This is a genomic window from Sphaerotilus hippei (assembly GCF_003201595.1).
GTDB classification, from domain to species: domain Bacteria; phylum Pseudomonadota; class Gammaproteobacteria; order Burkholderiales; family Burkholderiaceae_C; genus Sphaerotilus; species Sphaerotilus hippei.
In genome coordinates, this window is record NZ_QJJS01000012.1 from 67,850 (window position 1) to 83,269 (window position 15,420).

Sequence of the window (15,420 nt, forward strand, 5' to 3'; positions counted from 1 at the left end):
CGGAAGAGAAGCGAAGGAAAAGAGGAGGCGGATCGACCGGCCTCAGCGGTTGCGCACCAGCCAGCCGAACGCCGTCAGCGACAGCATCAGGTAGACCACGCTGGGCACGCTCGCGGCGATCCAGGGCGTCCAGTTCTGCAGCAGCCCGAGGTGGTTGGAGACGTTGTTGAGCAGCACGAAGCTGATGCCCAGCATCACCCCGCCGAAGACCTTCAGGCTGATGCCGCCGCTGCGGGCGTGCAGGTAGGCGAAGGGCAGGGCCAGGCCCATCATCACCAGGCAGGCGAAGGGGTAGAGCGCCTTCTTCCAGAACTGGATCTCGTAGCGCTGCGCCGCCTGCGCGTTCTCCGACAGGTGCACCATGTAGGTGTAGAGCGCCGGGGTCGACATGGTCTTGAGCGGCAGCACGGCCGCGGCCACCACCGGCTGGGTCAGGTTGCTCTGCCAGGTGCTGCGCTCCAGCGTGCGGTCCGCGGCCAGCGTCGGGGTCGTGTCGGGCGTCCAGGTGGAGATGCGCACGCCCTCGAGCGTCCAGCGGCCGTCCGGGGCGATCGTCGCGCTGTCGGCCGTGGTGCGGGTCAGCAGCTGGCCCCGGGGGCCGAACTCGAAGATGCGGACCCGCTCGATGCGCTCCTTCGAGGTCGCGCCGGCGAAGTTGATCGTGAACTGGTGCGTGCCGTCGGCCTGCGGCTGGGTGTCGCGCAGCCAGGCGCCGCCGGCCGTCACCGACAGGCCGCCCTTGCGCTCGGACTGCACCAGCGTCGAGCGGGTGTCGCACCAGGGGGCGATGAAGTCGCCCACGACATAGGTGAACAGCACGAAGGCCACGCCCAGCTGGGTCAGCAGGCTGAGCGCGCGCCCCGGACCGAGCCCGCCGGTGCGCAGGATGGTGAACTCCGAGGACTGGGCCAGCCGGGCCAGCGCATAGATCGCGCCGATCAGCACCGCGATCGGCGCGAGCTCGTAGACATGGCCGGGCACCTGCAGCAGGCAGACCAGCAGCGCCTTCCAGATCGTGTAGCCCCGCTGGCCGAGGTCGTCGAGCTCGCTGACCAGGTCGAAGAAGAAGAACAGGCCCAGGAAGGCCAGCATCACGAAGCCGCTGGCCCCGAGGACCTCGCGGTAGAGCAGTCGTCGTACGGTGCGCATCAGGCAGACGCCGGCGAGCGGCGCACAAGACATCGGTTGGCACCGCCGTTGCGCCACCACAGCAGCGACACGGCGATCAGGAACATGCTCAGGTGCACGCCCAGCAGAGCCGGCAGCATGGCCGCCTTGCCCGAGCCGACCCAGGCCTGAGACAGGTTGACCAGGTTCAGGTAGACCACGAAGGCCAGCAGCGCCACCAGCAGCGTCACCCCGCCGGCGCGCCGGTGGCTGCCCGCCGCCAGCCCCAGGCCCAGCAGCATCAGGTTCAGCGGCACGACGATCATGCCCAGGCGCCACACCAGCTCGCCACGCGCCCGCTGGCCGCCGTCACGCAGCAGGTCCAGCGAATGGCGGGCCTTGGGTGGCAGGGCCTCCAGCTCGCTGACGACCGCCTCGCCGATGCGGATCTGGTAGTGGTCGAAGCGCGAGATCGTGCGCGTGCCGCCGCGGGTGTCCAGGTCGGTGCGGGCGCCGTTGGCCAGCGACAGCAGGCGCTGGCCCTGCGGGGTGTACTCGACCCGGCCCGACTGGGCGGTGGTCACCGATTCACGGTCCTCGCGCTGTTCCAGGATGAACACGTTGCGGCCGGTGCCGTCACTCGGGGCGTCCTTGTCGATGAAGAACACCCGCCGGCCGTCGGCCGAGGTCTGGAACTGGCCGGCCTCGACCCGCGACAGGTCGGAGCGTTTTTCATAGCGGTCCCGCAGCTCGGAGATGTTGCGGTTGGTCCAGGGCCAGACCACCAGCGTCAGCCCGGCCACCGCCAGCAGCACCGGCGTGACGAAGCGTGCGACCGGGCGCACGAAACGGGTCAGCGACACGCCGCTGGCCAGCCACACCGCCATCTCGCTGTCGCGGTACATGCGGGTGAGCGTCGAGACCACCGCCACGAACACGCTCAGGCACAGCAGGATGGGCAGCTGGCCCAGCGTCGCGTAACCGAGCAGCAGGGCGACGTCCTCGGGCGAGGCGCTGCCTCGCGCGGCCAGACCCAGCATGCGGATCAGCATCACGGTCAGCACGATGGTCAGCACCACCACCAGCGTCCCGCCGAAACTGCGGGAGAGGTCTTTGCGCAAGGAGGAATCGAATAACATCGGTTGCTTCAATAACGGTGTGGAATTATGGACGCTCGGACCCTGCTGATCACGCCCGAGGACATCGCCGGGCACTCCGTCGGTGCACTGCTGCTGCTGCTGCCCTGCGCGGAGAGTGGCTGGCACCTCGCGCCCGCGCTCGACCTGCTGGTGCGCGACGTCATCGAACAAGGTGATCTGGAACTGAAGGCCGGCCGCACGGTGAGCCTGTTCCGTCCGGTCGGACTGAAGGCGCTGCGCCTGCTGATCGCCGTGGTCGACAGCCAGGACGGTCTGCCGTCGCCCGCCGCGGTGCGCCGCGCGACGGCCGCGCTGATGCCGGCACTGAAGGCCTGCCAGGCCCCGCAGGCGACCCTGCTCTGGGGCGGCAGCGGCGAGCTCGATGGCGCCTGCGCCGAGGCCGCCTTCACCACCGCCAGCGACGCGCTCTACACCTATCGCCACACCAAGCCCAGCGCCCCGGCCGCGGCGGCGCTGAAGAAGCTGCAGTTCGCCTGCAGCAAGGTCTCGGCGCCCGAGGTCAAGGAAGGCCTGCGCCGTGCCGCGGGCATCGCCGCCGGCGTCGAGCTGGCGCGTGAATGTGCCAACCGCCCCGGCAACCACTGCACCCCGACCCACCTCGCCGAGCAGGCGCTGGAGCTGGCCAGGTCCGGCCCGGTCGACGTCGAGGTGCTCGATCGCAAGGCGGTCGAGAAACTCGGCATGGGCGCTTTCCTGTCCGTGGCCCGAGGCTCGGACGAGCCGCTGCAGTTCATCGTGCTGCGCTACCAGGGGGCGGGCAAGAAGGATGCGCCCGTCGTGCTGGTGGGCAAGGGCGTGACCTTCGACACCGGCGGCATCTCCATCAAGCCGGCGGCCGAGATGGACGAGATGAAGTTCGACATGGGCGGCGCGGCCAGCGTGCTCGGCACCTTCAAGGCGATCGCCGAACTCAAGCCCAAGGTCAACCTGATCGGGCTGATCCCGGCCTGCGAGAACATGCCCAGCGGACGGGCGACCAAGCCCGGCGACGTGATCACCAGCATGTCGGGCCAGACCATCGAGGTGCTCAACACCGATGCGGAAGGGCGCCTGATCCTGTGTGACGCGCTGACCTACGCCGAGCGCTTCAAGCCCGCGGCCGTGGTCGACATCGCCACGCTGACCGGTGCCTGCGTGATCGCGCTGGGCCACCACCGCAGCGGCCTGTTCAGCGCCGACGACGTGCTGGCGGGCGAGCTGCTCGACGCCGGCACGAACGCGCTCGATCCCGCCTGGCGCATGCCGCTGGACGAGGAGTACGGCGAGGCGCTGAAGAGCAACTTCGCCGACATGGGCAACGTCGGCCCGCGCGCTGGCGGCTCGATCAGCGCCGCGATGTTCCTCAAGCGCTACACCTCGGCCTACCCGTGGGCGCATCTGGACATCGCCGGCACCGCCTGGAAGAGCGGCGCGCAGAAGGGGGCCACCGGGCGCCCGGTGCCGCTGCTGACGCACTTCGTGCTGGGGCGCAGCCGTTGAGCCCGGTCTTCGAACCTTCGTGATGACCCGGGTGTCCTTCCATTTCAATGTCGCCGATCGCCGCGACTACGCCTGCCGGCTGCTGCGCAAGGCGACCCGTGCCGGTTCGCGCCTGGTGGTGACCGGCCCGGCACCGCTGCTGTCCGATCTGGACAAGGCGCTGTGGACCTTCGATCCGCTGGAGTTCCTGCCGCATTGGCGCGGCGACAGCCTGCAGCGCCTGCCGGCGGTGCTGCGCTCGACGCCGGTGCTGCTGCTCGAGCGACCCGAACCGGCCGAGGGGTACGACGTGCTGCTCAACCTCGGGCCGACGGTGCCGCCCGCCTGCGAGGCCTTCGACCGGTTGATCGAGGTGGTGTCCCGCCAGGAGAGCGACCGCCTGCAGGCGCGCGAGCGCTGGCGCCATTACGCCCAGGCCGGCCTGCCCATCGAGCGGCACGAGGTGAACGCATGAGCGCCACCCCGCCGTCGGGCCTGCACATCGTCGAGGTGCCGACCCTGACCGAGGTCGTCGGCCTCCCCATCACCGACGCTCAGCCTTTCCTGCCGCCCCGCCCGGACAGCGCGCTGCCCGAGCTGTCCTCGCTGTCGAGCGTCGACCCCGGTGGCGAGACCTGGACCCCCGACAGCGAGGAGCAGATCCGCCAGAAGGTCCTGGCCGACGTGCAGCGCCAGGTCGACCGCATGTTCGAGTACCGCGTGCGCGAGACGCTGTCGCCCGCGCTGGCCCGCCTGACCGAAGCCTTCATCCGCGAGACCCGCGACGAGCTGGCCAAGACCCTGGCCGACGTCGTCCGGCGTGCCGTGGCCCAGGAGATGGCACGCCACCGGATTCGCTGATCTCGGTCAACCGCTTGCCAGATCCTCTGGATTCGGGTTATAATTTCCGTCTTCGCGGAGAGGTGGATGAGCGGTTTAAGTCGCACGCCTGGAAAGCGTGTGTGGGTTAATCCCCACCGCGGGTTCGAATCCCGCCCTCTCCGCCAGCGAACAGAAAGCCCCTGAAAGCCTTGTAAATCAACAAGTTAGCTCTCAGGGGCTTTTCCGTTTCCCCCACGCTCTGCGGGCAGAACTTCCCCCACGCCGCCGCGCCCCGTCTGCCTCCTGCGCCACCGAGTAACTCCCGGTCTTGCGCAGGGCCGGCAGCACTTTGGCCGTGATCCACTTCTTGGGCGCCTTGGCGCCGGAGGTGAGGACCAGATGGCTTTGCCTTGGTCATGCGCCATGAGTTCCCGCCTCAGCGCTCAGCACATCGACAACAACTGAGCCCAGCGTGATGGAGTCGGGGTCCAGTTCCATGGCCGACTTCCTTGCGGCTTGCAGGAGCGGGTCGAGAGAGGCCACGGCTTTTTCTTTTCCTGTGACCCGCTGCAGGGTTCGACGGCGGCCCCGCGTGGGACATGCCATCAATCGCTCGGGGTTTTTGGTGCTGCTGGTGGCTGGAGGGGCCGCCTGGGGTGTCACCGTGCGGTGACGAGGGTTTCGTCTCGGGATTCGTTCACGGGACTGGATCGGGCGGGATCGGAGTGAGGGTTGGTACTCATTTTTGCGTCCTGCCGGGGGTCGACAACCTGAATGTTGACAGAGACCATGCGGAAGCGCACATGAAATGACCATCCTGGGGCATCGCGGCCAAACTCTGGACCGTGCTCAGTCTGCTGATCCTGGGTGTGCTGGCCATCGCCGCGGCCAGCGCCTGGCGATCGACCCGACTCAACCTGGCGGCGGACATCGATCGCCAAACCGCCGTGGCCAAGCAGAAACTCGCGGGTCAGTGGGCCCACAAGAGTGAGGTGGTGGTCACCCGCGTGGTCGATCTCTCCCACATGCCTGAGTCGCCTGGCACGGAGGTCGTCCGGCAGCAGAACCTGCGTGACATCGCCGCGATTTCGGAAGTCAAGAAGGCCATCGAGGCCATGTCCCTCAGCGAGGCCGACAAGGCTCAGATGCAGCGCATCACCGAGCGCCGTCAGGTGGTGCTGGCCACCCATGTCAAATTGGGTGAGTACCAGAAGGCTGGCCGTCCGGATGAGGCGCAGGCCTATGCCCGCGACACCTTCCAGCCAGCGGTGAAAGCCTATTACGAGGAGCTGAACCGCTTCGCGACCATGCAGGACGAAGCCGTCGATCGCGTCAACGCAGACCTGCATGCCGCCACGCGCGAGCAGGCCCTGTGGACGCTGGGCGCGCTTGCGCTGATGCTGTCGCTGGCGGCCATGGGGGCCTACCGTCTGATCGGCTCCATCAAGGGTGCCCTGGCCCGGACGCTGGACGCGGCCCGGTGCATCGCCCAGGGGGACCTCACGGTCAGCTGCCATACCGATCGCAGGGATGAACTCGGCGCGCTGATGCGGGCGCAGGAAGCCATGGTGCGTTCGCTCAACGAGCTGGTGGGGCAGGTGAGGCAATCCACCGAAAGCATCCACGTGGCCTCCAGCGAGATCGCGCGCGGCAACCACGACCTCTCCCTGCGCACCGAACAAACCGCGACCAGCCTGCAGGAAACCGCCTCGTCGATGGAGCAGCTCTCGGGTACCGTCCGGCATTACGCTGGCACAGCGCAGGAGGCCAACCGCCTGGCCACCGATGCCACCCGGGCCGTGCGCCAGGGGGGTGCGGTCGTCGGCGAGGTGGTGGTGCACATGGGGGGCATCGCCGAATCCGCCCGCAAGATCGCCGACATCATCGGCGTGATCGACGGCATCGCTTTCCAGACCAACATCCTGGCGCTCAACGCCGCGGTCGAGGCCGCCCGTGCTGGCGAGCAGGGCCGAGGTTTTGCCGTGGTGGCCGGTGAGGTGCGCACGCTGGCCCAGCGCAGCGCCAGCGCCGCCAAGGAGATCAAGACCCTGATCAATGACTCGACCCAGCGTGTCGAGTGCGGGACCGCCCTGGTGGGCTCGGCTGGCCAGACGATGAGCGACATCGTGTCGGCGATCGAGCGGGTCAACCAGATGATGGGCGAGATCACCACCTCGGCCCAGGAACAGAGCCAGGGCATCCAGCAGATCAATGGTGCGGTGAACCACCTGGACCAGATGACCCAGCAAAATGCCGCGCTGGTGGAGCAGGCTGCCGCGGCGGCCAGCAGCATGCGTGAACAGGCCGATCAGCTCACTTCGCTGGTCTGCGTGTTCAAGGTCCAGGCCGCCGCACGCGCATGATTTCCGGAGGCCCTCGCCGCTGAGCGGTGCGGGGCCATCGGAGGCGTCGTCAGAAGGAAATGGGTGCTTTGCACCCCGCTTCTGTCACGATCGAGTCATGCCCCGGGTCGTACACTCCCTTCATCGAATCGCAGAACCGGCCGCAAGATTGGGCGGAGGGTGCAAGCCCAGGGAACCCGTGACCCCGCGACAAGAACCAGTGAACGACTTCCTTCGGGACTTGCCGTTCGCTGGAAGCGAGCCCGCCACCATCACAGGTCGCGGGCTTTCTGTTTGGTCCGGACCGACGCGATCAGTCCGACGGAAGATGAAAAAAAGCCCCGCATGCGCGGGGCTTTTTCGTGGCCGGGCTGAGGCTGGGCTCAGCGGCTGGTTTCCTTGACGATGTACCACTCCTGGCCGCTGCGCTGCCAGGCGATGGTCTTGTTCGTCTTGCTGGTCTTGCCGCCGGCGGTGTAGGCCTGCTCGAAGGTGGTCTCGACCTGACCATTGGCCAGCGTGCGTCGCTGCACGTTGCTGATCTTCAGGTCCACGGCACCTTCGGCGCGCAGCAGCTGGGCGCGGTTGGCGAACCACGCCTTGCGCGTCGAGCCCGAAGGCACGAACTTGCTGTCGTAGAAGCTGACGTAGCGGGTCACGTCCTTGCTGGACCAGGTGGCTGCCCAGTCGAGCAGGCGTTGCGACACCGGGGTGCTCGGTGCGGCATCCGCCACCGGTGCGGCGGGCTTGGGGGCCGGCACTGCAGCGGCTTTCGGTGCTGCGACCGGGGCGGCCACGGGTGTGGCGCTGGTCTGCAGCAGGCGGGCGCGGCTGTCGAGATCGGCCTTCGGCGTGGCGTTGATGTCCGTCGGCGTCAGCGGGCAGCGCAGCGCGGCATCGTCCCCGGCCTGCCAGTAGCGGCCGTCGCTGGACTCGTCCTCGGCCGTGCCGGCGCGGGTCAGGCCCAGCATCGCGACCAGGCTGCTGGTGGCGGCGTGGGTGCGGGCCTTGGCGGTCACCAGGTCGTGCTCCGCGTTCGCCAGCGCGCGCTTGGCCGTGTAGAGCTCGTTCTCGGCGTTCAGCACGTCCAGCAGCGTGCGCTGGCCGATCTCGAACTGCTGGCGATAGGCGTCACGGGTCTTCTCGGACGACAGCGTGTTGCGGTCCAGGTAGACGATCTGCTCGGTCAGCTTGCGCACGTCGTTGAACGCGATCGCGGCGGTCTGGCGGGTGTCGCGGCAGGCCTTGTCACGGGTGTCCGAAGCCTGGTTCAGCAGGTGGGCCGATTGCCGCACCCGGGCCTGGTCGGCGCCGCCGTTGAACAGGTTCCAGTTCAGCACGACACCGGCGGTGGTGTCACGCCGCTGATCGGCCACGCCGTCGAAGTTGCGGCCCAGGCCGCTGCGGATGCGGGCCTCGACGCGCGGCTGGTAGCTGCTTTCCTTCTGGCTCGACTGGGCCTGGGCCGCGCGGAAGTTCTCGACCGCGGCGGCCACCGTCACGTTGCGCTTGGCGGTCTGGTCCAGCAGCGTCGAGGCCGAGGCGGGCATGCCCTTGTCGAACAGCGTGGGCAAGGACGACGACAGCGTCGGCGCAGCGCCCACCAGGCGGCGATAGCGCTCGGTGACGTCGTGCAGGTTGGCGGTCTCGGTCGTCAGGTTCGATTCGGCCAGTGCCAGACGCGCGGCGGCCTGCTCCAGGTCGACGCCACGGCCGACACCCGCCTTCACGCGGGACTGGATCTGGTCGTGCACATAACGGTGCTGGACGTAGTTGTCCTCGGCCAGCTTGACCAGCTGGGTGGTGCGCTGCACGTCCATCAGGGCACGCACGGTCTCGAGGGCGGCCTGCTCGGAGGCGTCCAGGAACTCGAAGTAGCGCACCAGGCGGGCGTGGTTCAGGCGCTCGACCTCGTTGCGGGTGCCCAGGCCGTCCCACAGCAGCTGCGTGGCCGACAGCGCGATGCCGGTGTTGGTCAGCGACTGCGACGCGGGCGTGCGCGTCGTGATGCGGTCACTGGTGCGGCCGACCTCGGCCGACAGGTCCAGCCGAGGATAGTAGGCGCTGCGCGCCACATCGGTCTCGCTGCTCGCAGCGCGCAGGGCGTTCAGACGAGCGGTCACCTCCGGATTGGTGGCGATGGCACGTTGCACGGCGGTCTTCACGGGATCTGCAGGCTGCGCGATGGCGGCTTGGCAGGCGAGGGCTAGCACACCGATGAGGTGCGATGCGGCTTTCTTCATTGTTCGTCGATCCTTGCGCTGGCCGTCGGCTCCTCCCCTGCTTTCTGGGGGCCTGTTGGCACATGGGTTGATCCGGTACAACAGCTTTATTATGGGATAACAGGGCAGCAATACCCTTTGAAGAGTATTCCACATCTGGTCACATCTGAACAAGAAATCACATCGGTTCGAGGGGTGGCGCCTTCAGTCCGTGCCTAGTTGGCGTATGGGCGTTGCCTGTCGGCCTACAGTGACCGCCTCGTTGACCGATAACGGGCTCATGTTGCGTCCTGTCCTCTCCCGCCTGATCCGCCATGTCCGGCCGACGGGAGCGTGCATCGCCGGAGCCGGTGCGCGCCGTGTGCTGGCCGCCCTGGCGCTGGCGGGCGTGACGGCCGCCGCGCTGCCGTCCTGGGAGCCCGATCGTCAGGCGGCCCAGGCGCAGCGCTGGGGGGCGGTCGGCGTGCAGGCGGTCAAGGCCTACCAGGCGGTGGTGCAGCAGGGGGGCGGCCTCGATGACGACGCACGCATGCAGAGCGTGAACCAGTTCGTCAATCGGCGTTTGAATTTCCGGGAGGATATTGACGCCTGGGGCGTGGCCGATTACTGGGCCACTCCCGTGGAATCCCTGGGAAAGGGTCAGGGTGATTGCGAGGACTACGCCATCTCCAAGTACTTCGCGCTGCTGGCGACCGGCGTGCCGGCGCAGCGCCTGAGGCTGGTGTACGTGCGCGCCAGCATCGGCGGGGCCGGCGGGCCGCAGCTTGCGCACATGGTGCTGGCGTACTACCCGCCGTCGGGCACCGAGCCGTTGATCCTCGACAACCTCGTCACCGAGATCCGGACCGCTTCCCGGAGGCCGGATCTCACCCCTGTTTTCAGCTTCAACACCGACGGATTGTGGCAAGGTGCGCAGGGGGGATCGGCAGGGGATCCCGTGGCACGTCTGTCGAAGTGGCGCGACGTGCTGGTCCGTGTCAAGGACGAAGGCTCGTTCTGAGGCCTGTGGATGTCCGGCTCAATGGGGTGTTGAATGTCTTTGATTCGTCAGGTCTGGCTGCTCGTGCTGGGCATCATCGTGGCCGGCTGCATCGGCAGCGTCGGGGTGTCGCTGTGGACCGCCAAGGCTTATGTCGAGACCCAGGTGTCGTTGAAGAACAATGACAACGCGCAGTCGCTGGCCTTGACGCTCTCGCAGCTGACCGGAGACGCCGCGCTGGTCGAGCTCGGCGTGACCGCCCAGTTTGATACCGGTTATTACCGATCCATCCGGCTCAAGGCGCCCGACGGCCGGGTGCTGGTCGAGCGCAGCGCGAACGCGTCCGCCGGCTCGTCGCCGGCCTGGTTCGCCCGGCTCGTGCCCATCCACCCCAAGCCTGGCGTGGCGCAGGTGTCCAGCGGCTGGACCCAGCTGGGGGTGCTGGAGGTGATCAGCCACACCTCGTATGCGCACGACGACCTGTGGACCGGTGCGATCCGCACCACCGTGCTGATGGCCGCGCTCGGCCTGATCGCCGCGGCCTGCGGCTGGTGGGCGGTGAGCCGCCTGAGGCGTCCGCTCGATGCGGTGGTCGATCAGGCCCAGGCGCTGTCGGAGCGTCGTTTCCTGCAGATGGCCGTGCCGCGCACGCCGGAACTGCGCCGCGTGGCGCAGGCGCTCAACGCGATGGTCGAGCGCCTGCGGCTGCTGTTCGCCGAACAGGCGTCGCAGGTCGAGACCCTGCGCCATGAGGCCCATTGCGACGAGCTGACGGGCCTGACCCATCGCCGCCAGTTCCTGGCCGGCTTCGAGGCCGAGCTGGGTCGCGAGTCCGGCGCCACCCGGGGCCTGCTGCTGCTGGTGCGTGTCCTGGCGCTGGCCGACGTCAACCGCCGGCTGGGCCATGCGCAGACCGACACGATGCTGCAGGGCCTCGCCCGTGCGCTGTCCGAGCCGGTCGCCGGGGTCGAGCCCCATTCGGTGGGACGACTCAATGGTTCGGATTTCGCGCTGCTGAACACCTCGGCGGTCGAGGCCGCCGACTGGTCGCAGGCCCTGATGGTGCGTGTGCAGGCGGTGATGTCCGCCCACGCCGACGTGGCGGTGGTGGCGTCGCTGGTGGCCGCGCAGCGGGGTGACCGCGTCGGCCAGGTGATGGCCTGTGCCGATGCGGCCCTGGCGCGCGCCGAAGTGGCCGGCGCCTTCACCATGGTCTCCGAGCTGATGCCTTCATCGTCGCCGTCCGAGTCCGGTGGCGAGGATGCGTGGCGCCGCCAGCTCGACGAGGCCCTGTCCCGGCGCCGCACCCGGCTGGTCAGCTTCCCGGTGATCGATGCCCGTCGTGCGCTGATCCACTTCGAGTCCCCGCTGCGCGTGCAACTCAAGGAGGGGGGCGAGTTCGAGCCCGCCGCCCACTGGATGCCCTTTGCGCTGCGCACGCAGATGATGGCGCGTGTCGACGAGATCGCGGTGCTGCTGGCGCTGAAGGCCATCGCCGAGGATGGCGCGCCACGGTGCGTGCACGTCTCCCGGCAGTCGCTGCGTGATGCCTGTTTCCTGCCGCGGGTGCGGTCGCGCATTTCCGCGGCCGGTGAGGCCGCGCGCCAGCTCTGGATCGAGGTGTCCGAGCGGGTGCTGTTCGACGATGTCGATCCGTTCGCCGAGATGGCCCGGCAGCTGCGGCCCTTCGGCGTGCGCATCGGGGTCGAGCATGCGGGCGTGGGAATCACCTCCGCCCCCGGCCTGCTGGAGGTGGGGCTCGACTACGTCAAGCTGTCGGCCAGCGTGATCATCGACGTGGCCCAGGAGCCCAGCCGCGCGACGCTGGTGCGCCGCACCGTGGCCCTGCTGAAGGCCTTGAGCCTGTCGGTCTATGCCGAGGGCGTCCAGAACGAGGCGGACCTCGAGATGCTGTGGCAGTGCCGCATCGACGGCGTGACCGGGCCGGCCGTGCGCCTCTGAGCTTCAGAAGCACCGAGGGGGCTCGACGCCCCCTCGGTGATGCGATTCGATCCGACCGACGACAGGCCGACCGGGATGTGTCCCCGGTCGGCCTGTCCCGCATCAACCGCCGCTGGCCGGATCGACCACCAGCTTGCCCTGCTGCAGCAGGGCTTCGATGATCTGCGCATCCGTCGCGCTGGAGGTCAGGCTCAGCGAGCTGCGCAGGTCCACGCCACTGAGCACGATGGTCTGGTCCTCGGCCGCGGCGCTGAACACGCCGCTGCTGAATCCCCCCTGCGAGCTGATGTGGATGGTCGTGCTGGTCTCGGTGCCGGACGTCGAGAAGCCGAAGTCCAGGTAGTTGTCCAGATTGCCCACGGAGTTGTTGGCACCGCTGCCTTCGCCGGACAGCAGGTCGCGCAGGTCCAGGATGTCGCCGCCCGACGAGGCGGGTGACGGATCGAAGTCCGTGATCGTGTCGACGGCCGGCGTGTCCGACGTGCCGGCATCACCGAGGTGCCATTCGAAGACGTCCTTGCCGAGCCCGCCGGTGAGCTGGTCGTTGCCGGTGCCACCGCTGAGGCGGTCGTCCCCCGCGCCACCATGCAGCAGGTCGTTGCCGCTGCTGCCCAACAGGATGTCGTTGCCATCGCCACCGTAGGCGCTGTCGGCCAGGCCGGTGCCGGCGTAGCTGTCGGCTCCGCTGGTGCCCAGGAAGCTGGCGGCGGCGGCGGTGCTCGTCGAGCTCGTCGATGACGAGGGCAGGCCGGCGACCACGGTGACGCTGGAGCTCTGCGTGTCGCCATCCTTGTCGATCACGACGTAGGACATCACGTCGGTGATCGGTGCGCTCAGGTTGGAGGGCGAGGTGTAGGAGTAGTTGCCGTCATCCAGGTCGACCTTGAACACGCCACCGTCCGTGGTGGTGATCGTGATGACGTTCTCGACCGTGTCGAAGACGCCCGCGCTGGTGCCGCCGGTGACGGTGATGGCGCCCGCGCCGGCCGGTGCGTAGGTGTAGGTGATGCCGTCGACCGTCAGCGACAGCATGTGGCCCTTGTCGCCGCCGAACGTGCTGGCGCTGCTGATGGTGCCGCTGATCAGGTTGCCGTTCACCGGGGCGGGCAGCGTGGCGGCCAGGGCCGCGCTCAGCTGGCTGAAGGTGCTGACGATCGTCGCGTTGGTGTCGGTGCCCGACGTGCCATCCCAGGCCAGCGGGTTGAGCGCGGTCTGGCCTTGTGCGGTGGCCACGTCGGAGCCGACGCCGATGGCGAAGCTCAGCATGTCATAGCTGTCGAGCATCGCCGTCCAGGCCGCCTGTTCGGCCGCCGTGATGTCGGAGGTGCCGGACGCATCGGGGATGTTGGGCAGGCCGTCCGAGATGAAGTAGGTGACGTTCTGCGCCGTGGTCAGCGCGCCCGAATCCGTGAAGGCCGCCATCGCGGTGCTGAGCGCCGCGTGGTAGTTGGTATAGCCTGCGTTGGTGAACGGGTCGTTGTAGAGGGCCAGCAGGTTGTCAAGTGCCGCGTTGGCTTCGCTCACCGTCAGCCAGGCGGCGCTTGCTTCGGCGGCCGAGGTCGAGAAGGTCACCAGCCGGACCTTCACCTCTCCTTGTCCGTCGTAGAGCGCGAGCATGCTCTTGATGGAGGCGATCGCGGTCTCGAGGCGGGTCTGGCCGTTGAAGCCGTCGGTCTCGGTCATCGAGCCCGAGACGTCCAGCACGATCATCAGGTTCGTGTCCGTCATCGCGATCTGCGCGACCTGTGGCACCAGCGCCGAGGGCGAGTCGTCCTCGAGGCTGATGTTCAGCGTCGACGTGCTCGTGGCCCCGCTGTCGTCGGTGGCCAGCAGGCTGATCGGCAGCAGCAGCACGTCCTCGCCGGTGCCGGAGTGGTCGATCGAGCCTTGCAGGTTGACGGTGTACTTCCAGGCGCCGGTGCTGCTGTCCTGGGCGATCGTCACGACGACGACGACCTTGTCGGGCACGCCACCGATCAGCTGCGTGCCGTCCGCGCTCAGCGTCCAGGACAGCGTGACGCCGCCGGACTTGTAGCTGGCCAGGTCGGCACCGCTCGGTGCGACCAGCCGCACGCTCTGGAGCGTGCCGTCCGGATCGCTGATGCCCAGCGCGCCGGTGGCGAGCGTGGCGTTGGTGGTGTCGGTCGGCGAGCCCAGCGTGTCGACCAGGCCGGTCGACAGGCCTTCCTCCGACACGGCCGTGTTGATCGTCACGACCGACGGTGCGTCGTTGGCGCCGTTGATGGTCAGGGTCAGCAGCGCGGTGGAGGTCGAGCCGTCCGCATCCGTGATCCGGTAGGTGAAGACGTCCTTCAGCACCTGTCCGACGTTCAGCGCGTTGACGGCGGCGTTGGCGTTGTCCAGCGCGTAGGCGTAGGAGCCGTCGGCGTTGAGGGTGAGCGAGCCATAGGCGCCGGCCAGGGCCGAGCCGACGTTGCCCGAGGCGGAAGCGGCCGAGCCGGCGATCACGCCGGAGACGGTCGCGGCGTCGGCGCCGAGCACGTCGGCGCCCCCGGCCGGGCTGTTGCCCACGGCGGAGATGACGTTGCCCGAGGCCGAGGCGAGCGTGGCGTCCTCGGTGACGGTGTTGGCGTCGGCCACGGCGCTCAGGCCGGTGTCGGTGATGGCGATGTCCAGCGAGCCGGAGACCGAGGCGCCGCCGGCATCGGTGACGACCAGCGTGATGGCGTCGATGACGGTGGTCGGGCTGGTCTGCGCGCTGGGGTCGTAGGTGTAGGAGACGACGCCGGTGGCCGCGTCGTAGCCGGTGAGCACGAGGGTGCCCTCGCCGGTGGCGATGGAGACCGGGGAGGTGCCCAGGCCGGAGAGCTGGGCGGGGGAGAGCACGGTGCCGCCCACCGACAGCGAGGCCAGGCCATCGGGGGCGGAGATGGAGAAGGAGCCCGGGGTGGGGCCGGCGGCCTCGGAGACGGTGAGGTCGGAGGCATTGAGGCCGCCGTTGGCGTTGCCGTCGGTGTCGGGCACGACGACGGTGGGCACGCCATCGGTGTGGCCGGCCACGGTGATGACCAGGGTGGTGGTGGAGGTGGAGCCGTCGGCGTCGGTGAGGGTGTAGGTGAAGGTGTCCGACAGGGAGACGCCGTCCTTGAGCGCGTTGACGGCGGCGTTGGCGTTGTCCAGCGCGTAGGCGTAGGAGCCGTCGGCGTTGAGGGTGAGCGAGCCATAGGCGCCGGCCAGGGCCGAGCCGACGTTGCCCGAGGCGGAAGCGGCCGAGCCGGCGACCACGCCGGAGACGGTCGCGGCATCGGCGCCGAGCACGTCGGCGCCCCCGGCCGGGCTGTTGCCCACGGCGGAGATGACGTTGCCCGAGGCCGAGGCGAGCGTGGCGTCCTCGGTGACGGTGTTGG

The 15,420-nt window shown here is 68.7% G+C and carries 10 protein-coding genes and 1 tRNA gene; 7 read left to right on the plus strand and 4 right to left on the minus strand.

Going from position 1 to position 15,420, the window contains the following annotated elements; all coding sequences use genetic code 11:
• Positions 1-42: 42 nt before the first annotated feature.
• Positions 43-1,149: an LPS export ABC transporter permease LptG gene (gene lptG, locus C7444_RS13360; protein WP_110401349.1), complete on the minus strand. Its 1,107-nt coding sequence runs from the start codon at positions 1,147-1,149 to the stop codon at positions 43-45.
• Positions 1,149-2,246: an LPS export ABC transporter permease LptF gene (gene lptF, locus C7444_RS13365; RefSeq protein WP_110401350.1), complete on the minus strand. Its 1,098-nt coding sequence runs from the start codon at positions 2,244-2,246 to the stop codon at positions 1,149-1,151. The genes lptG and lptF overlap by 1 nt, the downstream gene beginning before the upstream one ends.
• A 27-nt stretch (positions 2,247-2,273) precedes the next feature.
• Here lptF and C7444_RS13370 point away from each other — a divergent pair, with 27 nt between their 5' ends.
• The 5 genes from C7444_RS13370 to C7444_RS20925 all read left to right on the plus strand — a co-directional run bounded on the left by C7444_RS13370 (position 2,274) and on the right by C7444_RS20925 (position 6,910).
• Positions 2,274-3,746, plus strand: coding sequence for a leucyl aminopeptidase (locus tag C7444_RS13370; RefSeq protein ID WP_110401351.1), 1,473 nt, complete (start codon positions 2,274-2,276; stop codon positions 3,744-3,746).
• Between the two features lie 22 nt (positions 3,747-3,768).
• Positions 3,769-4,200 carry a DNA polymerase III subunit chi gene (locus tag C7444_RS13375; RefSeq protein WP_110401352.1) on the plus strand — a complete coding sequence of 144 codons (432 nt, stop codon included), beginning with the start codon at positions 3,769-3,771 and terminating at the stop codon, positions 4,198-4,200.
• Positions 4,197-4,586, plus strand: a complete 390-nt coding sequence (locus C7444_RS13380; protein ID WP_110401353.1) for a hypothetical protein — start codon at positions 4,197-4,199, stop codon at positions 4,584-4,586. The genes C7444_RS13375 and C7444_RS13380 overlap by 4 nt, the downstream gene beginning before the upstream one ends.
• A gap of 56 nt (positions 4,587-4,642) precedes the next feature.
• Positions 4,643-4,732: transfer RNA gene (locus C7444_RS13385), tRNA-Ser, on the plus strand.
• 660 nt (positions 4,733-5,392) lie between these two features.
• Positions 5,393-6,910 carry a methyl-accepting chemotaxis protein gene (locus tag C7444_RS20925; RefSeq protein ID WP_110401354.1) on the plus strand — a complete coding sequence of 506 codons (1,518 nt, stop codon included), beginning with the start codon at positions 5,393-5,395 and terminating at the stop codon, positions 6,908-6,910.
• Between the two features lie 362 nt (positions 6,911-7,272).
• Here C7444_RS20925 and C7444_RS13400 read toward each other — a convergent pair whose 3' ends face one another.
• Complete coding sequence (locus tag C7444_RS13400) at positions 7,273-9,132, minus strand: TolC family outer membrane protein (RefSeq protein WP_110401355.1); 1,860 nt, start codon at positions 9,130-9,132, stop codon at positions 7,273-7,275.
• A gap of 259 nt (positions 9,133-9,391) precedes the next feature.
• Between C7444_RS13400 and C7444_RS13405 the strand changes: the two genes are divergently transcribed.
• Both C7444_RS13405 and C7444_RS13410 read left to right on the plus strand, forming a co-directional pair.
• On the plus strand, positions 9,392-10,111 hold the full coding sequence (locus C7444_RS13405; RefSeq protein WP_110401356.1) for a transglutaminase-like cysteine peptidase: 720 nt from the start codon (positions 9,392-9,394) through the stop codon (positions 10,109-10,111).
• 33 nt (positions 10,112-10,144) lie between these two features.
• Positions 10,145-12,052 carry a bifunctional diguanylate cyclase/phosphodiesterase gene (locus C7444_RS13410; RefSeq protein ID WP_110401357.1) on the plus strand — a complete coding sequence of 636 codons (1,908 nt, stop codon included), beginning with the start codon at positions 10,145-10,147 and terminating at the stop codon, positions 12,050-12,052.
• Between the two features lie 102 nt (positions 12,053-12,154).
• Here the strand turns inward: C7444_RS13410 and C7444_RS13415 are convergent.
• Positions 12,155-15,420 (minus strand): beta strand repeat-containing protein (locus C7444_RS13415; RefSeq protein WP_146219399.1); only part of this gene is annotated, 3,266 nt, incomplete at its 5' end.